Below are 16,742 nucleotides of genomic sequence, written 5' to 3'. Positions count from 1 at the left end.
TTATTTCCAACCTGCTTTACCCAGCAGCTCAACCGCTTTTTTGTTATGCTCTCCCAGCTTGGCAAAATCCAGTTGTTGTGTTTTGAATTCTCCCCATTCCTTCAAGAGCGCTGGCTTGTCAGCCTCTGCATTTACTGGGAATTCAAAGCTGCCTTGTGTCAGCATGGTTTGTCCTTCTTTACCTGTGATGAATTCGATCAGCTTGACGGCATTGTCTTTGTGCTTGGCATGCTTCGCCAAACCTACGCCACTAATATTTACATGCGTACCCGTTGTGTTTTGGTTCGGGAAGAAGACCCCGATGTTCTCTGCTACCTTCACTTCTTCTGCATCTTTGGAATGGAGCATTTGTCCTACATAGTAAGTGTTCATGATGGCAACATCGCCGACCTTGGCTGCGATTGCTTTAGCCTGATCCCGGTCTCCGCCTTCAGGCTTGCGCGCAAAGTTGTTCACCAGACCCTTTGCCCATGCTTCTGCTGCTTGCTCGCCATTCAGCTCGATAAAGGAAGCGACCAGTGACTGGTTGTACAAATTGGAAGAGGAGCGCACCAATACTTTTCCTTTCCATTTGTCGCTAGCCAAATCTTCGTACGTGGACAATTCTTCTGGTTTTACCCGATCTTTCGCATACACGATGACCCTTGCACGCGTCGCCATTCCGATCCATTCATTGTCTTTATCGCGCAACTCTTTCGGTACGTTTTTGTCTACTTCTGCAGATTGAATCGGTTGCAGTACCCCGTTTTGTTTAGCATAGCTCAATACTCCGCCGTCTACTGTAATAAACAGGTCTGCCTCGGAGCTTTCGCCTTCACGCTTCAAGCGCTCAACCAATTCTTCAGCCGTACCTTTCACTTCATTTACTTTGATGCCAGTCTGTTTGGTGAATTCAGCGAACACCTTGCTGTCTACATCGTAATGTCTTGCGGTAAATACGTTTACGACTTGCTCGCCGTCTTTTTTGGCAGGCTCCTCCGTCTTTGGTGCTTCAGCTTGCGGTTGTGGAGCGTTTGAATTGCTATTTCCTGCCTGATTTGATCCGCAACCAGCCACAAACGGCAAGGTCATCATCGTGAACAGCATAAGTCCTAACATGAATTTTTTCTTCATTTCGATTCTCCCCCTCTATTCTCGGCTCTTCTGATAATGATAATGAATATCATTTACAACGACAATGCTTATTGTAGCTGACAAAAATGAGAAAATGATGTGAAAACCAAAAAATATGATTGATTTCTTGCAACTAATTATTTTAAGCTGACCGGCAAAGAAAAACTGACGGTCGTTCCTTGCTGCCATGCGCTCTTAATGGTTAGATTTCCGTTGTATCTTTCTATTAAACGTTTGGCTATGGACAATCCTAGCCCATGCCCGCTCTGTCCTCTGCTTCTCGATTTATCGACCCGATATAATCGATCCATCACAAATGGCAAATCCTGCTCTGGGATTCCAATTCCGTGGTCGACGATTTCGATACAGGCTGTTTCTTGCCACACGGCCACTCTGATCTCTACCCGTTTGCTCTCCCCGGAATATTTGACCGCATTGTCCAGCAAAATGAGCAAAATTTGCTCCAAATGCTCTTCTCCCACAGCAAGGTGCAGCCCGGATAAAGCATCCAGATCCGCTGTGAACTGAATGGCTGGATGAAGCAGCCCGACATTTCGGATCATTTGGCGAATGGCTCGATCCGGATCGGGCAGCACGGCATTTAGCTCCCCCTGCTCCTGCTCCGCACGCGTCAATGCCAACATTTCCTGCACAAGACCTTTGAGCCTGGTCAGCTCTTGAATCGACGCCTGCAGCGATTCCTCCAATACAGCTGGGTCGTTTTTTCCCCACCTCCGAAGCAAGGCTAAATGTCCCTCGATGATGGCAAGGGGTGTCCGCAGCTCATGGGAGGCATCTTCGACGAATTGCCTTTGTTGCAGGAAAGACCGCTCGACCTGATCCATCATTTTATTGAACATGTTCATCAAGGATGCGATCTCATCCTGATTGTCATGGAACTGCACGCGCTCATGGAGACCTTTTTGCTTAATATTTCGTATCGTCTCATTCATGGATTGAAGAGGCTTGAGCAGTTGACGTGCCAGCAGTCTGCCTCCCACCCCGCTGATGACCACAGCCCCTAGACAGCCGATAGCCATGACCTGGAACAAAGCCCCGCTCAGCTGTTCAAACTCCTGCATGTTTTTTAAAATCTCTACTGTTCCCGTAAACTGAAAAATCGTAACTGGCCCACTCCCCAATACGAGGTTGCCATCTACATAATCCGTTTTTGCATGATCAAAACGGGATACAGGGATCGATTGCAGCCGTTTGTTCTGAATGTCATCGGATACGACAACAATCGGGTGCCCTTCTTTGTCCAAAATACGAATGAGCTGGTTTTTCTCATTGATTCTCTCTAAAAAACCACGAATATCCGCCAATTCCGTTTCTTTAAAAGAAAGCTCTTTTTCCAACGAGTAGTTGATGATCTCTCGCATCGTTTGCTGGAGAATCAGTTCTTCTTTCTTGATCATCCACTTTTCCATGAAAATGTATTGAACCGCATTATAGCCAACAAACACGAGAAACAGGAGAACAGAAGACCAGATCGTCAGCTTCCACTTGATGGGGATCCTCGAAAAAGAGAAGTCCATGCTCATTTTCTCATCACATAACCAATGCCACGGACGGTCTGAATGTAGCTTGGTTCCTTGGGGCTGTCTATTTTGTTGCGCAAATAACGCACATACACATCTACCACATTGGTCTCAACTGCCGCTTCAAATCCCCATACAGTATCCAACAGCATGTCTCTCGCCAGCACGCGATTCACGTTTTTCATGAGTTTCACGAGCAGATCGTACTCTCTTTTGGTCAGTTCAATGATTTGGTCTGCTTTGCTCACTACTCGCGCATTCAAATCCACTTGCAGTTCTCCATGCATGAGAAGGGATCGCTGCCCCGCCATTTGTTCTTCCTGTCTGCGAAATACGACCCGCATCCGTGCCAACAATTCCTCGATGGCGAATGGCTTTGGGATATAATCATCCGCGCCGCTGTCCAGTCCGAAGACCCGATCCGTGACACTATCTCTTGCCGTCAGCATAATAATCGGTGTTTTTTTCGTAGCTCTTATTTTTCGGCATACTTCCAGCCCGTCAATTCCGGGGAGCATCAGATCCAATAAGATGACATCCCACTCTTCCCCAAGGGCGAGGTCCAATCCTGTTTTTCCGTCATAAGCCACCACGATATGAAACGATTCATGGCGCAGCTCCAGCTCAATAAACCGAGCCATGTTTTTTTCATCTTCAATCAGCAGTATATTTTTCATGCGTGTCCCGCCTTTTGTTTACTCCTCTACATGTATCCATATGATTGTAGTTGATAATCATTTTCATCGTCAATTGGTTTATCATTGGTTACATCCAGAAAAAAGCGGAACCCGCCGCCCACCCGGAACATAGGATACGTATCAATACGATCCTAAATACAAGGTGGAGTGAGCAATGTACGGATATCAACCATATGAATACGGATATTACCCGCAGGTCGTATCCTCTCAATACGAACAGGGACCGACCAAATCGTACGCAGAAATCCAGGGCGGCCCGCTTGCTCCCAATCTGAATGGGTATGTCGTATTCACCGATGTGCCATACGGGACGGATGTATACGTGGAAGTGAACGGTCTTCCTGCTTACAGACCGGCTTCTGGTGACAACCCGCAGATAGGTCCGTTTGGTTTTCATATTCACGATAAAGGAGTCTGTACAGTCGGCAAACCAGATGATCCTTTTCTTGCAGCAGACGGGCATTGGAATCCTACGAATCAGCCTCATGGCAATCATGCCGGAGACTTTCCTGTGCTTTTTTCCAATGATGGATACGCCCGGATGAATTTTTTCACAAACAAATTCTCAGCAGCGGATGTCATTGGAAAATCGATCATCATTCATCAGAGCCCGGATGACTTCCGCACGCAGCCGGCAGGAAACAGCGGGAAACGGTTGGCATGTGGGGTCATCCAGGCAGGAGCATAGCAAAAAGGCACAGAGCAGTTGCTCCGTGCCTTCTCTTTTTCATCTCGCAGCAGCAGTTCTAAATCCGCAGTTTCGACAAATCTACGTGCGGAACCAGGCCTTCCTCGGCTGCTCGCCCCAAGAGCGCAGTGATTGCGGCATAGCCATCTTCACCCAAATTGCGGGTAAACTCGTTTACGTACAAATTGATATGCGCCTGCGCAACTTCCAGAGACAGCTCCTGAGCGTGGCACATGACGTACTCCTCGGAGGCCTCTGGATGAGCCCAAGCGTATTCGACCGAGGCACGAATCCAGTTGGTAAGTGACTCCAGATCCATGGATCTACGAGCAATGATAGCCCCCAGCGGAATCGGCAGACCCGTATCTGACTCCCACCAGTTACCGAGGTCTGTCATGAGAGACAAGCCGTAGTTCTGATACGTAAATCTCGCTTCATGGATGACGAGTCCTGCATCGATCTTGCCATCGCGAACAGCGGGCATAATTTCGTGGAAAGGCATTACGACGATTTCGCCTACCCCGCCAGGAACGTTTTGTGCTGCCCATAGACGAAACAGCAGATACGCAGTAGAGCGCTCACTCGGAACGGCTACTCGTTTTCCGGACAAAAGGGCTGGGTCCTGCTGATCGGTACCCGCAGCATTCCCCTGTGTCAATACAAGTGGTCCGCACCCTCTGCCTAAGGCACCTCCGCATGGCAGCAAGGCGTAGTCTTTTAGCACCCATGGCAGCGCTGCATACGAGATTTTGAGAACCTCTGGACCTTCTAGCTCTGTTGCCAGGGTATTCGTAATGTCGATGTCGGCATACATAATGTCAAGTTGTGGCGCACCAGGAATCAACCCGTGCACCCAGGCATGAAAAACAAACGTGTCATTTGGACATGGAGAAAACGCGATTTTCATTTTAAAGGACCTCCCGAAGCACTGAGCTTGCTTTTTCTAATGCCCCCAGCGCGTCTTTGATGCGCCAGGCTGACTTGTCACGCGGGCCAATGGCATTCGATACCGCTCGAATCTCCAAAATCGGCAGGCCTTGCTGCTGGGCGGCAATCGCAACTCCATACCCTTCCATTGCTTCTGCTGCTGCATCCGGCATTCGATTAGCCAGTGCTGCCGCCGTTTCAGCCGAACCTGTTACGGTCGATAACGTGAGCACTTGTCCCATTTTGGCAGCCAAGCCTTGGGACTGCATCGCATTTGTCACTTGTGTCGCCAGATTCTGGTCAACCTCTGCACGGGAGGATCCGAAGCCCAGCTCGTCCACAGCACAAAATCCCTCCGGTGTCTCTGCTCCCAAATCAGCACAAATGATATCACTCGCCACGACCAAAGAACCTACTTCCGCTCGTCCATTAAAACCTCCGCAAATGCCGGCGCAAATGACCAAATCGTACTCGCTTGTCGCAAGCTCCCTCGCTGTACTCGCCGCGGCAGTTGCAGGTCCCACTCCCCCTATCAGGAGCGTAAATCTGTGGTCGCCTTGCAATCCACGCAGCACCGCATCGCGTTCTGCTTCAACCGAAGTCACGACGAGGACGCGCCTTGTCTGTTGATCCGCACCCATTTGCACGACTCCCTTCTGATCTTGTAGCCTGTATCCTGTCTTTCTTCCATCTCCAACGTTATCGCTACTTTCATTCCATGTAAAGTGTTTAAAGCGTTTGTCAAAACACAGGAAAATAATTACAATAAGACTTTCAGACTCCTATTCCAAAAGAGGTGACATATGAATCCACTTTTGACTAACCCCAAAAACCACCCGGACTGGCTCGCCCCTCATTCACTTCCCTGGTATGAGCAGCTGGCAAGCTTGACAGGTGAGTATGAATATCCGTGGCGTTCTACTATTACCGAGCCAAACGGCGAGTCCCTTTTCACAGAAGAGGTGGCTCGCATGGTACCAAGCAAAAAAGTGCTCGACATTGGATGTGGACATGGTGCCTTCACCATGCGCTGGTCTACGGAAGCAATGCAAATCGTTGGACTCGATGCAACGGAAAGCTTCGTGCAAACTGCCAAGGAAACGAGTCATCCAAACGTATCTTTTGTGGTCAGTAATACAAAAGCGCCGCTCCCGTTTGAAGAGGGCGAATTTGATTGTGCCTACAACCGAAAAGGTCCAACCTCCGTCTATCCTCACTGTAAGCGAATCATCAAAAAAGGGGGGCAAATACTCGGACTGCATCCCGGAGACTTGTTATCGGCCGAGCTCTCCGAATGGTTCCCTCAGCTATTTGAACCACGTCCCGCCGGAACACCTATCCTCGATAATCTGACAAAGAGACTGGGCCAAGCGGGATTTAGCCATTTAGACATTGAACCCGTAACCAGTACAGAGTATTTTCTTTCGCCGCTTGATGTCATCAAAATGCGTTGCTTCGGCCAGCAACCCGCTCTGACGCAACAGACGATTGAGCTGCATCTCGAATCTGTACAGCAAATTTTTGACAAGCACGCGACGGCAAAAGGTTTGCCCGTCACCTTTGCCCATTACTTTGTTCGCGTCATCGTGTAAGAGAAAATGGCCACATGCAAAAAACCTCGATCCAGCATACGTTTGTCCGGATCAAGGCTCTTTTGACAATTTCGTTCATCCTTATCCTTTTAATAAGAAAGAATTGCCGTCCTCGTCTCGAAAGCTGGCAAAAGTGCCCCACTGCATTTTGTTCAGCTCTCCTTCAAATTCGACGCCGTTTGCCCGCATCGTTTCATATGTTTGCTCGATGTCATCACAGACGAAGACAATCGAAGGCTTTAGCTCCGCCCAATTTTTCATCATACTTCTTGGATAAATGACAAGAGCGGATTCGGCACCTTTAGGACCTACCTCCAGCCATGTACTGCCTGGTCCCATTGGATGCTCTTGCTTGATTTCAAACCCGACCTTTTCTGTCCAAAACACTTTTGCCTTTTGCTGATCTTCTACATAAACAGCTACCGTCGCGATTTTAGTAATCATCGTTATCCTCCTCTTATAAAAGTTCTGACAAGAAGTGATGGGAAAGTGCGTTCTCATTCCATTTCCTATTATGCCGTAAACATAACAAAAAGTAACCGATTTTACGTGAAAATGAGATCGGTTATTTTTTATTTCCGCCAAAGCGCAGTCGCTTATCCTTGAGGAGGCCCCAGTTAGTTTTTTAATGCGATTTAAATTTTTTGTAAATTTAACTTTAATAAATATAGTTACTTGACAATATACAGTTTATTTCATACACTAAATTACGAAAAGTAAGAGTGTGCATACGAATAAGAAAGTCTGTTCCAAAGCATCATGTTAAAGAAAAAAAATCTAGGAGGTAAGTATCATGGGAAAAGATTTCTATACAGCCTTAAAAGACAGAAGAAGCTATTATGGCATCAGCAAAGAATCGGTTGTTTCAGATGAGCGTATCCAAGAGGTAATCAAGGAAGCCGTTAAGCATACTCCTTCCTCCTTTAACTCCCAGAGTGCCCGCGTAGTTGTTCTCCTTGGCGAACAGCACGATAAACTGTGGAATATCACCAAAGAAACGCTGCGCAAGATTGTACCTGCAGATAGCTTCGGCCCTACCGAAGATAAAATGAATGCTTTTGGCAGCGGTTATGGCACTGTTCTCTTCTTTGAAGATCAAAGCGTCATCGAAAACCTGCAAAATCAATTTGAAGCATACAAAGATAACTTCCCGATCTGGTCTCAACATTCTTCGGGCATGCTTCAATTTGTCGTTTGGACAGCTTTGGAAATCGAAGGCTTCGGCGCTACCTTGCAGCACTACAATCCTTTGATTGATGACGAAGTCAAACAAACTTGGAATGTACCTAGCGAGTGGAAGCTGATTGCCCAAATGCCTTTTGGCAAACCTACATTTACACCAGGCGAAAAAGAGTTCCAACCACTGGATCAGCGCGTAAAATTTCACTCCTAAGAAGAGCTTTCATAAGGACAGATATGCGACGACGGAAGTCCCCTGTGACTTCTGTCGTTTTTCTATAATTTCCATATCAAAGAGCCATTTTAACCAATTGCTTTTGGCAGATGTCTATGGTAGAATGCAGTTAAACAAAAGACTTTTTAAGCGTTCACATATTGTAAAGGGTTTACATTTATGTTTGAACCTTTTCCAATGTGTGAATTTTTATTTTATCCACAAATAAAAGTTGCATATTCATTTTAATTTTTTTGGAGGTAACACCCATGCAAACAGGTACAGTAAAATGGTTCAACGCTGAAAAAGGCTATGGCTTCATCGCAGTTGAAGGCGGAAACGACGTATTCGTTCACTTCAGCGCAATCCAAGGCGAAGGTTTCAAATCCCTTGAAGAAGGCCAACGCGTTGAGTTCAACGTAGTTGAAGGCAACCGTGGACCACAAGCTGAGAACGTTGTAAAACTGTAAACAGCCCACACAAAGCCGTCCCTACTTATGGAGGGGCGGCTTTTTTTATATGTAAAATTCATACTTTCTTCCTAAAGAGGCAGTTGACAATACGTACACCTAACCATATAATCACGTTATAATGCAGATTAAAGCAACGGCGCTTTAGAGCATGAATTTTTAGACTAAACACATGATTTTGTGGAAATATGGTTCCAGGCTTTATTTTTTAAAGCCGTTTGAAAGCGGTTCCAGTTGGTTTATCAAGCAAGTACCTGTAAACAAGTTTATACCACAATAAGCAAAGGCGCTTAGGACTATCTCGACAACGAGATCCCTAAGCTTTTTTTCTGTGAAAGACGTCGCGACGCAGGTTACAGTTGTTTTACATCCTGAAAAGGTGGGGTTGTCTTTGGAACACATTGGAAGTGTCATTATTTACATTATCATGTTATGCGCAGTCATAGGGGCTATTGCCGCCATCCGCAATAGCGACGAAGGACTCGGCAAAGAGTTCATGGAAGGGATTCACTCTACCGGTTATATTTTTGTACCTGCTGCCGGTATTATGGCTTCCCTCCCCTATATTTCCTGGTTTGTAGAAAAAGCCGTATCCCCTATTTTCAATAAGATTGGAGCAGATCCGGCACTTGCCGCTACTGCGATTCTGGCTTCCGACATGGGCGGATATCAATTGGCGAACATCCTGAAAACCTCTACTGAGGGTTGGGTCATGGCAATGGTCGTCGGTTTCATGGCTGGTGCCACCATCGTATTCTCGATTCCAATGGGGCTTGCGATGTTGGACAAACGCGACCATAAATATATGGCTTTGGGTGTCATGTCCGGTATTTTGACCGTTCCGATTGGCGCTTTCATCACAAGTGCGATTCTTTCTTTGACAAATGCTAATGTACGCGCTGAAATCGCTTCGAATGGCGACTCTACTTTTACTTTTGCCATTGGGATTGGACAGGTGCTCCTGAATCTCTCCCCCATTTTGATCTTTGTATTGGTTATCGCTGCTGGTCTGCGCTTCCTGCCTGACCTGATGATTCGTGGATTTATGCTTTTCGGAAAAACAATGGATGCCGGCATCAAGCTGGTACTCGTATTCTCTATCGTCCAGCACTTTACCGGAATCTTCTCTACCATTTTTGGCGCATGGGGATTCGATCCGATCATCGCCGATCCTACTGACCAATACCGCGCTTTGGAAACAGCTGGTTATATCGGCATCATGCTTGCTGGTGCTTTTCCGATGGTATACTTGCTGCGTAAATACGCAGCCAAGCCGCTCGAATCTTTGGGTAGTAAATTAGGTCTGAGCTCCACTGGTAGTGCTGGCTTGTTGGCAACCATCGCGAATATTTTAGCGATGTTCCGCCTGGTACGCTCAATGCCACCAAAAGACAAAGTCATCAACATTTCTTTTGCGGTTTGTGCTGCGTTCCTGCTTGGTGACCACCTGTCGTTCTCCGCAAACTTTCAACCGAACATCATTTTGCCGGTTCTGCTCGGAAAATTGGGCGCTGGCGTGATCGCTATCGCACTGTCGTATTGGCTTTCTGTTCCAAAAGCACTCGAGTTGGAAAAACAAGACCGCGCCGCTGGCATTATCGGCCCGGACGAATATTTGGATGACCAACCGAAGGCTGCTGCTTCTGAAGTAGCTGCTACAAAAGAATAATATGAAAACCTCTATCGAGGCCTTCACAAGGAGGAGCGACCGCGTTTTCTTACTCGTTAAAAAAAGGAGCTGTCCAGATGAAGGACGGCTCCTTTTCTTATTCACTGACGGGGTGCCCACAAGATGATGCTCACACCTGCAAGACAAACCATCGCCCCAATCCAATCGTATAAATCAGGTGTTTTCTTATCAACCAGCCATCCCCAAAATACGGCTAGAATGATAAAGACTCCCCCATATGCAGCGTAAACGCGCCCAAAGGAAGGAAAGCTTTGGATAGTCGGAATCACCCCGTACACAACCAAGATCAATCCCCCTATCAATCCATACCAGTATGGCTTTGATTCACGCAGCCAAAGCCAGATCAAATAGCCTCCACCGATTTCAGCCAAGCCTGCTATTATAAACAACAAAATCGCAACTGTCATTCTACGCCTCTTTTCATTTTAATAAGAAGGATAGAACGATTATACACTTCCCTTACAAAAATCACGTCTGAAAGCGAACCGTTTCACATATTTTGTATTGTGTTTCACACTCCACAACACAAATTGCCTTTCCCTGATTCGAGCGCAGACTTCAGGCTCGACAAAACGTGTGACCAGGCCATTTCATGCCAAGCGCGAGCCTTGTCCCACTCCTCTGATTCCTTCCAGCCAAAATGCTCGATTACCACTTTTGTCTTCCCTGCATCTTCAGATAATGTGACCAGAACATATGTCAAAGCATCGTCCTGATTCATGAGGGTTGCAAAATCATCTGGGCCCTTCCAAGTAAAACCCAGCCGCTCTTTTGGTTCAAAGAGAGTGATGAGGCATCCTCTGGTCCCCATTTGATCACGGTTGCTGGGGTCAAAGAACAGCTCATATGAACCGCCCAGACGCGGTTCAATATTTGCGTCAGGAGCAAACCACTGAATCACCCGATCTGCTTGCGTAAAGGCCAACCATACTAACTCCAGAGGAGACGCTACCTCTGTTTCCATTTGCAAGGTACTCATCGTCATTCTTCCTCCTCAATATTTTCCTAACAGTTTGAAAATAACAATCCTATCATTGGCAGTCAATATATAATCAAACAATTGATTCTCGATAAATCAGATCTGAATGTACTATTTTTTGTGGTAACTGCATTTTCAGCGTAGTCAAGTATAAATGAATGTTATAATGGAATGGAATTAAATCCAAATTGGGGAGAGGAACGATGGAACAAACAGTCGCAAAATCAGCTCACCAAAAACTACCGTTCAGTAAACTGCTAAAGAGGATTTTCTTCATCCTCGTCGGTGCCTCCCTCGTCTCGGTTGCCTTGGAAATTTTTCTCGTTCCAAACAACATTATTGACGGCGGAATCGTAGGCATCTCCATTATTGCCTCGCATCTGACGGGAATGAAGCTCGGAATCTTCCTATTTCTCTTGAACTTGCCTTTCCTCTTAATCGGGTACAAGCAAATTGGAAAGACATTCGCCATCTCAACCCTGTTCGGGGTAACGGTAATGTCGGTAGGAACAGCTTTACTTCATCCAGTACCCGGCTTAACAGATGATCCCCTGCTCGCTGCTGTTTTCGGTGGTATCATCATGGGCATTGGTGTAGGTCTTGTCCTGCGCTACGGCGGTTCACTCGATGGCACGGAAATTATCGCTGTCCTGTTCAACAAGAAATCCCCATTCTCCGTTGGTGAGATCGTGATGTTTATAAACCTATTCATTTTGAGCAGCGCCGGATTCGTGTTCGGTTGGGATCGTGCGATGTACTCGCTGATCGCCTATTACATTGCTTTCAAAATGATCGATCTGACCATCGAAGGCTTCCAGGAATCGAAAAGCGTCTGGATTATTAGCGACAATCATAAAGAGCTAGGGGATGCGATTGTTGCTCGCCTTGGACGGGGTGTTACCTACCTGAAAGGTGAGGGAGGCTACACTGGTGACGATAAGAAAGTCATTTTTTGCATTATTACCCGTTTGGAGGAAGCCAAGCTCAAACTAATTGTCGAGGAAGTAGACCCGACTTCCTTTTTGGCCGTCGGCAACATTCACGACGTGAGAGGCGGACAATTCAAAAAGAACGCGATTCATTAAAAAATCGTGAATACAAGAAAGTGTCGCCCTGTTATCAGGCGGCACTTTTTTTGTTTGACATTTTCATTTCCAATTTCAGATTGACCATGTACGATAGAAGTATCCCATTTGTAAGGAGGCATTTCCTTGCTTGACACCTTAACAGTAGTGAACGTTCCCGCCCAGGAAAAACAAGCCTTGAAGCGTTTATTAGAATTGTACATATACGACTTCAGTGAATTTTTGCCTATTGATGTAGATGAGGAAGGTATTTTTGGTTATCCGTATTTCGACGAGTATTGGAGTGATCCTGCCAGACATCCTTTCTTTGTAAAGGTAGATGGAAAGCTAGCAGGATTTGTACTGGTTCGCAGCTTCCCTAATCAAAGCAACGAATCTATTTATTCCATTGCAGAATTTTTTATCATGAAACGCTACAGAAGACATGGCATCGGCATGGCCGTCTCCCATCAGATTTTTCGCCAGTTTCCTGGTAAATGGGAGGTATTTCAATTGAAGAGCAACTTGCCAGCCATAGCGTTCTGGCGAAAAAGCATTGCTGACTTTACCAACCGACACTTTCAGGAACGCGAGGAAGACAACAAGGTTTTTCAAACATTCTCATCCCAAGCAAGCGTCTGATCTGGATGAGCTGCAGGCTGCTGCTCTTTTTGAATTATACTAGAGGCAAAAGCTGATCCAATCGCTCGATGACAGCCAAAGGAACATGTTCTGACGTAGGCTTTTTCCCCCTTGGATTGATCCAGACTGCTGAGAAACCTGCATCCATTGGTCCTGCTACGTCTGCTTCCCACGTGTCACCGACAAACAGCACTTGCTTGCTCTGGACGCCCAATTGCTCCACCACGGTCGAATAAATTCGCGGGTCTGGCTTGTGATAGCCGATCAATTCGGAAATAAATACGCGTTCTTTCGGGAAATATTCGGACAGTTCCAAACGGTCCAGCTTGATAAATGCCATATCTACAGGACCATTGGTAACAATCCCGAGCGTATGGTGCTCTGCTAGCCTTGCGACGGTACCCTGTACGGCTGGATCAGGCGTGACAGCATTCATGCAAGCAGCCGCATAGGCACGCTGGAAATCATCAATTTGCTGGGCCCCTATCTGTCTGTTGAAATCAGCCATGGAGCGTTGCAAACGAAGCTGGCGATACTGAGCAAAATCGTAGCGCTTGGCTAGCACGTCGACCCACAGATCGTCTCCGTGTCGCCGAAGTGCCTCCAGCATTTCTTTTCCATCCAGATCAGCTGTGAGCGGATGGGTGGCAATTGTATGCTGCATACCTTTCTCCCAGCAAGCCGAAAAGTCAAACAAGGTATCGTCCAGATCAAATAAGATCGTAGTGAAAGCAGGCATGTTGCGCTCACTCCTTTTCCTCTTTCTTTCCTGCAAATATTCCTGCGCCAGCTTCTTTCTTTTGCTATGATTATTTTAACGGAAAAAACGGAAAAGGGGGGAACAACATGTCTATGGATAAACTAGATTTATTATTAGAAGGGATGAATGAGTTACGTCAGGTTACCCGTGCCATTCTGGATCGGCAGGATGAAACCGACGCCAAGCTGGATGCATTGACCATGGAGGTGCATCAGTTAAAAGGCGAGGTTGCGGAGCTGAAGCGAGATGTAGCCGAACTAAAGCAAGATGTTGCCGATTTAAAAGACGGCCAGGATCGCCATGAGCGCGTATTGGAGACACTTGCCCTGCGAGCATTGGAATGGAATGCGTACCGCCTCGATCAGTCCCGCAGATAGCCAAAAAAATCCGGCCCAAACGAGCCGGGGTCGTCACCACTTACACCGATTTCTCTTGATTTAACGCCAGTTCAGCGTGCAGTGCGTCTGTCAATTCAGCAGGCAATAAAGTGGAGCGGCGTGTATTTGCATCAATCATGACCATCGTGACATCACCATCAGCCACCAGTTGCTCCGCTTCATTGTACAGCTCATGTCTGATCACAAAGCTTTTTCCCCCCACTTTGACGACAGTCGTTATGGCATGCACCTCTTCTCGCATGTGCAACTCTTTTCTGTAGTTGATATTGATGTTTACCACTACAGGCATAATCCCCCGTCGCTTTAATTCATCCAGGGTAAAGCCTTGTTGCCAGATCCAGTCGAACCTTGCCCACTCCATGTACTCTAGATACTTTGCATTATTCACGTGTCCAATTACGTCAATATCTGTGGAACGCACGGTAAATTCAAAGCGATGTGCCATATCCCTCACTCCCCAGTCTTTTTCTTTAGTATAACGAATTTCAGAAACTGAGTGAACATTCATTCAAATTATTCCGAATGATGCGCCTGTTCTTTCTCGGTTTTTTTCCTATAATAAAGGTAAGCGTTTTTGAACACTCCGTGTTAGTCGAAAGGATGATTTCATGTTTGAACAAGCACTGCTCCCTGCGCTGCAAACAGCTCGTTCTCGCTATCTGGACGTCCTGGCCAATCTTGAATCAGAACAGCTTACATGGAAATTGGCCCCCGGATCGAATTCGATCGGATTTTTGATCCATCATATTGCTGAGGTCGAGTACCGCTTTTGCTCCATGTTCTTTCAACAGCCACTCCCTCAGGAGATCGCCTTGGCGACCATTGGTCCTGTCAAAGATGAGGGGAATTATACAGATCTGGCCGCATTGCATGCCATAAAGGAAGCCTCTTACGCTCATCTGCTGCAATCTCTCAGCTCCTTGCCACAAGACGCTTGGGATGTCCCATGCGTGGCCCCAATCGGCACCTTAACCCCCAGACAAGCGTTGGGTCGTCTCATTTATCATCTCGGGTATCACGGAGGGCAAATTGGTCTGATTCGCAAGTACGGAGGCAATCCATGAGTCTTCAGCTATCGGGAGAACGGCTCGTGTTACGTGAAATGACGCGCGATGATCTCCCAAGCGTAGTTGATGTGTACAACAGCAATCCCGGCTACAATCTCTTGAAGAATGGCGAAAGCTTAGTGACGCTCGAAGAACTCGCGACCGAATACGACTCCACTCATTCCATTCCCTCAGGACATTGGCTCGCTCTTTATACAGAGGACAAACTGATTGGCGTTATGCATTTGATTGTTTCTAATCCTGCCGACGAAAAAAGCTGGATCAGCATGCTGCTCATCCATGTGAGCTATCAACAAAAGGGCTACGGCAGGGAAGCTGTACAACTCGCTGAACAGCACTGCCTGGAAGCGGGTAGCCGCCATATCCATCATGGTGTTGTTGCCCATAACGAGCCTGCCCTCCTCTTTTGGGGAAAGCTCGGCTATGAACAGTATCGACAAGTCCAGGCACCTCTCGGACGGTTAATCCAGCCTGTCCTATTGGTGGCCAAATGGCTTTATACATCACAATGAGGAGGTGAAACGTATGACACGCCTTTTGTTCGAATGTGATGTGCCTGTTCTCCTCTCCTAGCAGACGAGGGAACGATGCAAAATCTCCCCCCTCGACTGCGGAATTTCGCTTACTGATCGACTATTCCGAGAGGGGCTTTGGTCATGAACCATTTACACTGGAAACAACAATTATTTGGTGCGCTCTGCCTGACGCTGGCTGCTGCCATTTGGGGCGGTGTCTATGTCGTTAGCAAGGTGGTGCTGGAGGTCATCCCGCCTTTTACGTTATTGATTTTGCGGTTTGGCATTGCCCTTTTGGTCTTGGGCGCATTCGTCGTCTCACGAAAAGAATACATCGCCAAAAAAGATTATCCGATGCTGATGGGAATTGCTTTTGTCGGGGTTACCATCTCGATTGCCGCCCAGTTTCTTGGCACCAAGCTTTCAACTGCGCATATGGGAGCCCTGATTACCGCTGCATCTCCCGCGTTTATCGCTATTTTTGCGGTTTGGCTGCTCAAGGAACGTATCAACTGGAAGCAGTTAACAGGTATTCTGCTCGCTACCTTAGGGGTTGTTATTGTAATCGGCGTACCTGATCAAGCAGATGCGCAATCATCCCTCACAGGGAATCTAATCCTCTTGGTAGCTGCGGTGAGCTGGGGACTGTATACGGTTCTCAGCAAAAAGGCGACACAAATCTATTCGTCTCTCGCAGTCACCACCTATGTCGCCTTATTCGGGCTGATCTTCACCAGCCCGGTCATGGTCTGGGAGCTGTCCGTCACCCCTGTCTCCTGGCAATTTGGGTGGGATATATGGGCTGGTGTCCTGTATATCGGGATCATCTCTACAGCAGGGGCGTTTTATCTTTGGAACAAAGGCTTTGAGCTGATGCAGGCAGGAAGCGGTGCTGGATTTTTCTTTGTCCAGCCGATCGTCGGTGCTTTTTTGGGCTGGCTCTTGCTCCATGAACATCTCGGCGTAGGCTTTTTCGCAGGGGCCTTCTTTATCTTCCTCGGGGTTGCCTTGTCTAACCTGCAAAAACCGAAAACCTCCAATCAAGAGTCGAAACAGATGTAAAAAAAACGCGGGAAGTGCGCCCGCGTCCTTAGGTTAAGTGGTCGGTGAGGCTGTGGCGGAGAAGGAGGAAAAGGGAGAAAACGCTCCAGCTTCTTGGGTCCCCTGCGAGGGGTCATCCCTGTACGGTTCCATGAAAAAAGGGA

21 protein-coding genes are annotated in these 16,742 nt (G+C 47.2%); 11 read left to right on the top strand and 10 right to left on the bottom strand.

The annotated features are described in order from the left end of the window. From ACIFQN_RS33480 to ACIFQN_RS33470, 3 genes are all read right to left on the bottom strand, one after another. Window positions 1-1,113: a Fe(3+) ABC transporter substrate-binding protein gene (locus ACIFQN_RS33480; RefSeq protein ID WP_429837381.1), complete on the bottom strand. Its 1,113-nt coding sequence runs from the start codon at window positions 1,111-1,113 to the stop codon at window positions 1-3. A gap of 137 nt (window positions 1,114-1,250) precedes the next feature. Further along, window positions 1,251-2,651 carry a HAMP domain-containing sensor histidine kinase gene (locus ACIFQN_RS33475; RefSeq protein WP_429837380.1) on the bottom strand — a complete coding sequence of 467 codons (1,401 nt, stop codon included), beginning with the start codon at window positions 2,649-2,651 and terminating at the stop codon, window positions 1,251-1,253. 2 nt (window positions 2,652-2,653) lie between these two features. Next, the gene (locus ACIFQN_RS33470) at window positions 2,654-3,331 is read right to left on the bottom strand and encodes a response regulator transcription factor (RefSeq protein WP_429837379.1); all 678 of its coding nucleotides are present in this window, start codon (window positions 3,329-3,331) and stop codon (window positions 2,654-2,656) included. A 175-nt stretch (window positions 3,332-3,506) separates the two neighbouring features. On the opposite strand from ACIFQN_RS33470, the gene ACIFQN_RS33465 reads away from it, so the two are divergent. Beyond that, on the top strand, window positions 3,507-4,040 hold the full coding sequence (locus ACIFQN_RS33465) for a superoxide dismutase family protein (RefSeq protein WP_429837378.1): 534 nt from the start codon (window positions 3,507-3,509) through the stop codon (window positions 4,038-4,040). A 58-nt stretch (window positions 4,041-4,098) separates the two neighbouring features. Here the strand turns inward: ACIFQN_RS33465 and ACIFQN_RS33460 are convergent, their stop codons facing one another. Continuing rightward, a complete protein-coding gene (locus ACIFQN_RS33460) occupies window positions 4,099-4,947 on the bottom strand; it encodes a 1,4-dihydroxy-6-naphthoate synthase (protein WP_429837377.1) in 849 nt (282 codons plus the stop codon). Window position 4,948: 1 nt separating this feature from the next. Next, window positions 4,949-5,608: a futalosine hydrolase gene (locus ACIFQN_RS33455; protein WP_429837376.1), complete on the bottom strand. Its 660-nt coding sequence runs from the start codon at window positions 5,606-5,608 to the stop codon at window positions 4,949-4,951. Between the two features lie 162 nt (window positions 5,609-5,770). On the opposite strand from ACIFQN_RS33455, the gene ACIFQN_RS33450 reads away from it, so the two are divergent. After that, window positions 5,771-6,559 carry a class I SAM-dependent methyltransferase gene (locus ACIFQN_RS33450; protein WP_429837375.1) on the top strand — a complete coding sequence of 263 codons (789 nt, stop codon included), beginning with the start codon at window positions 5,771-5,773 and terminating at the stop codon, window positions 6,557-6,559. An 81-nt stretch (window positions 6,560-6,640) separates the two neighbouring features. Here the strand turns inward: ACIFQN_RS33450 and ACIFQN_RS33445 are convergent, their stop codons facing one another. Beyond that, complete coding sequence (locus ACIFQN_RS33445; RefSeq protein WP_429837374.1) at window positions 6,641-7,003, bottom strand: VOC family protein; 363 nt, start codon at window positions 7,001-7,003, stop codon at window positions 6,641-6,643. Window positions 7,004-7,352: 349 nt separating this feature from the next. On the opposite strand from ACIFQN_RS33445, the gene ACIFQN_RS33440 reads away from it, so the two are divergent. The 3 genes from ACIFQN_RS33440 (at window position 7,353) to eutH (ending at window position 10,091) form a co-directional block, all read left to right on the top strand. Continuing rightward, complete coding sequence (locus tag ACIFQN_RS33440; RefSeq protein ID WP_429837373.1) at window positions 7,353-7,952, top strand: nitroreductase family protein; 600 nt, start codon at window positions 7,353-7,355, stop codon at window positions 7,950-7,952. 269 nt (window positions 7,953-8,221) lie between these two features. Next, window positions 8,222-8,422, top strand: coding sequence for a cold-shock protein (locus ACIFQN_RS33435; RefSeq protein WP_023556290.1), 201 nt, complete (start codon window positions 8,222-8,224; stop codon window positions 8,420-8,422). 391 nt (window positions 8,423-8,813) lie between these two features. Then, window positions 8,814-10,091, top strand: a complete 1,278-nt coding sequence (eutH, locus tag ACIFQN_RS33430; RefSeq protein ID WP_429837372.1) for an ethanolamine utilization protein EutH — start codon at window positions 8,814-8,816, stop codon at window positions 10,089-10,091. Window positions 10,092-10,192: 101 nt separating this feature from the next. Here the strand turns inward: eutH and ACIFQN_RS33425 are convergent, their stop codons facing one another. Continuing rightward, a complete protein-coding gene (locus ACIFQN_RS33425) occupies window positions 10,193-10,519 on the bottom strand; it encodes a YnfA family protein (protein ID WP_429837371.1) in 327 nt (108 codons plus the stop codon). 104 nt (window positions 10,520-10,623) lie between these two features. After that, window positions 10,624-11,091, bottom strand: a complete 468-nt coding sequence (locus tag ACIFQN_RS33420; protein ID WP_429837370.1) for an SRPBCC family protein — start codon at window positions 11,089-11,091, stop codon at window positions 10,624-10,626. Window positions 11,092-11,294: 203 nt separating this feature from the next. On the opposite strand from ACIFQN_RS33420, the gene ACIFQN_RS33415 reads away from it, so the two are divergent. Together ACIFQN_RS33415 and ACIFQN_RS33410 are read left to right on the top strand one after the other, a co-directional pair. Further along, complete coding sequence (locus ACIFQN_RS33415; RefSeq protein WP_429837369.1) at window positions 11,295-12,176, top strand: YitT family protein; 882 nt, start codon at window positions 11,295-11,297, stop codon at window positions 12,174-12,176. A gap of 126 nt (window positions 12,177-12,302) precedes the next feature. After that, on the top strand, window positions 12,303-12,797 hold the full coding sequence (locus tag ACIFQN_RS33410; protein WP_429837368.1) for a GNAT family N-acetyltransferase: 495 nt from the start codon (window positions 12,303-12,305) through the stop codon (window positions 12,795-12,797). A 34-nt stretch (window positions 12,798-12,831) separates the two neighbouring features. On the opposite strand, the gene ACIFQN_RS33405 is transcribed toward ACIFQN_RS33410, so the two are convergent. Further along, a complete protein-coding gene (locus ACIFQN_RS33405; protein WP_429837367.1) occupies window positions 12,832-13,536 on the bottom strand; it encodes an HAD family hydrolase in 705 nt (234 codons plus the stop codon). Between the two features lie 107 nt (window positions 13,537-13,643). Here ACIFQN_RS33405 and ACIFQN_RS33400 point away from each other — a divergent pair, with 107 nt between their 5' ends. After that, window positions 13,644-13,934 (top strand): hypothetical protein, encoded by a 291-nt coding sequence (locus ACIFQN_RS33400; protein WP_429837366.1) that lies wholly within the window; start codon window positions 13,644-13,646, stop codon window positions 13,932-13,934. A 40-nt stretch (window positions 13,935-13,974) separates the two neighbouring features. On the opposite strand, the gene ACIFQN_RS33395 is transcribed toward ACIFQN_RS33400, so the two are convergent. Then, on the bottom strand, window positions 13,975-14,400 hold the full coding sequence (locus ACIFQN_RS33395; RefSeq protein WP_429837365.1) for an acyl-CoA thioesterase: 426 nt from the start codon (window positions 14,398-14,400) through the stop codon (window positions 13,975-13,977). 163 nt (window positions 14,401-14,563) lie between these two features. Between ACIFQN_RS33395 and ACIFQN_RS33390 the strand changes: the two genes are divergently transcribed. The 3 genes from ACIFQN_RS33390 (at window position 14,564) to ACIFQN_RS33380 (ending at window position 16,599) form a co-directional block, all read left to right on the top strand. Next, a complete protein-coding gene (locus tag ACIFQN_RS33390; protein WP_429837364.1) occupies window positions 14,564-15,019 on the top strand; it encodes a DinB family protein in 456 nt (151 codons plus the stop codon). Continuing rightward, entirely contained in the window at window positions 15,016-15,534 is a 519-nt protein-coding gene (locus ACIFQN_RS33385) for a GNAT family N-acetyltransferase (protein WP_429837363.1), read from the top strand. The genes ACIFQN_RS33390 and ACIFQN_RS33385 overlap by 4 nt, the downstream gene beginning before the upstream one ends. Before the next feature lie 144 nt (window positions 15,535-15,678). After that, on the top strand, window positions 15,679-16,599 hold the full coding sequence (locus tag ACIFQN_RS33380) for a DMT family transporter (protein ID WP_429837362.1): 921 nt from the start codon (window positions 15,679-15,681) through the stop codon (window positions 16,597-16,599). The last annotated feature ends 143 nt before the right edge of the window (window positions 16,600-16,742 follow it).

The sequence above is a fragment of the Brevibacillus sp. NRS-1366 genome, assembly GCF_050467985.1.
The sequence above is the reverse complement of the archived record's forward strand: the minus strand, read 5'-3'. Positions and strand labels throughout refer to the sequence as shown.

What these genes read in the sequence shown, in the direction of transcription:
- ACIFQN_RS33400 (WP_429837366.1), top strand. Translation starts at nt 13,644, where the DNA reads ATGTCTATGGATAAACTAGATTTATTATTAGAAGGGATGAATGAGTTA.
- ACIFQN_RS33405 (WP_429837367.1), bottom strand. Translation starts at nt 13,536, where the DNA reads ATGCCTGCTTTCACTACGATCTTATTTGATCTGGACGATACCTTGTTT.
- ACIFQN_RS33475 (WP_429837380.1), bottom strand. Translation starts at nt 2,651, where the DNA reads ATGGACTTCTCTTTTTCGAGGATCCCCATCAAGTGGAAGCTGACGATC.
- ACIFQN_RS33435 (WP_023556290.1), top strand. Translation starts at nt 8,222, where the DNA reads ATGCAAACAGGTACAGTAAAATGGTTCAACGCTGAAAAAGGCTATGGC.
- ACIFQN_RS33390 (WP_429837364.1), top strand. Translation starts at nt 14,564, where the DNA reads ATGTTTGAACAAGCACTGCTCCCTGCGCTGCAAACAGCTCGTTCTCGC.
- ACIFQN_RS33425 (WP_429837371.1), bottom strand. Translation starts at nt 10,519, where the DNA reads ATGACAGTTGCGATTTTGTTGTTTATAATAGCAGGCTTGGCTGAAATC.
- ACIFQN_RS33455 (WP_429837376.1), bottom strand. Translation starts at nt 5,608, where the DNA reads ATGGGTGCGGATCAACAGACAAGGCGCGTCCTCGTCGTGACTTCGGTT.
- ACIFQN_RS33480 (WP_429837381.1), bottom strand. Translation starts at nt 1,113, where the DNA reads ATGAAGAAAAAATTCATGTTAGGACTTATGCTGTTCACGATGATGACC.
- ACIFQN_RS33440 (WP_429837373.1), top strand. Translation starts at nt 7,353, where the DNA reads ATGGGAAAAGATTTCTATACAGCCTTAAAAGACAGAAGAAGCTATTAT.
- ACIFQN_RS33395 (WP_429837365.1), bottom strand. Translation starts at nt 14,400, where the DNA reads ATGGCACATCGCTTTGAATTTACCGTGCGTTCCACAGATATTGACGTA.
- ACIFQN_RS33415 (WP_429837369.1), top strand. Translation starts at nt 11,295, where the DNA reads ATGGAACAAACAGTCGCAAAATCAGCTCACCAAAAACTACCGTTCAGT.
- ACIFQN_RS33380 (WP_429837362.1), top strand. Translation starts at nt 15,679, where the DNA reads ATGAACCATTTACACTGGAAACAACAATTATTTGGTGCGCTCTGCCTG.
- ACIFQN_RS33450 (WP_429837375.1), top strand. Translation starts at nt 5,771, where the DNA reads ATGAATCCACTTTTGACTAACCCCAAAAACCACCCGGACTGGCTCGCC.
- ACIFQN_RS33420 (WP_429837370.1), bottom strand. Translation starts at nt 11,091, where the DNA reads ATGAGTACCTTGCAAATGGAAACAGAGGTAGCGTCTCCTCTGGAGTTA.
- ACIFQN_RS33460 (WP_429837377.1), bottom strand. Translation starts at nt 4,947, where the DNA reads ATGAAAATCGCGTTTTCTCCATGTCCAAATGACACGTTTGTTTTTCAT.
- ACIFQN_RS33465 (WP_429837378.1), top strand. Translation starts at nt 3,507, where the DNA reads ATGTACGGATATCAACCATATGAATACGGATATTACCCGCAGGTCGTA.
- ACIFQN_RS33445 (WP_429837374.1), bottom strand. Translation starts at nt 7,003, where the DNA reads ATGATTACTAAAATCGCGACGGTAGCTGTTTATGTAGAAGATCAGCAA.
- ACIFQN_RS33470 (WP_429837379.1), bottom strand. Translation starts at nt 3,331, where the DNA reads ATGAAAAATATACTGCTGATTGAAGATGAAAAAAACATGGCTCGGTTT.
- ACIFQN_RS33385 (WP_429837363.1), top strand. Translation starts at nt 15,016, where the DNA reads ATGAGTCTTCAGCTATCGGGAGAACGGCTCGTGTTACGTGAAATGACG.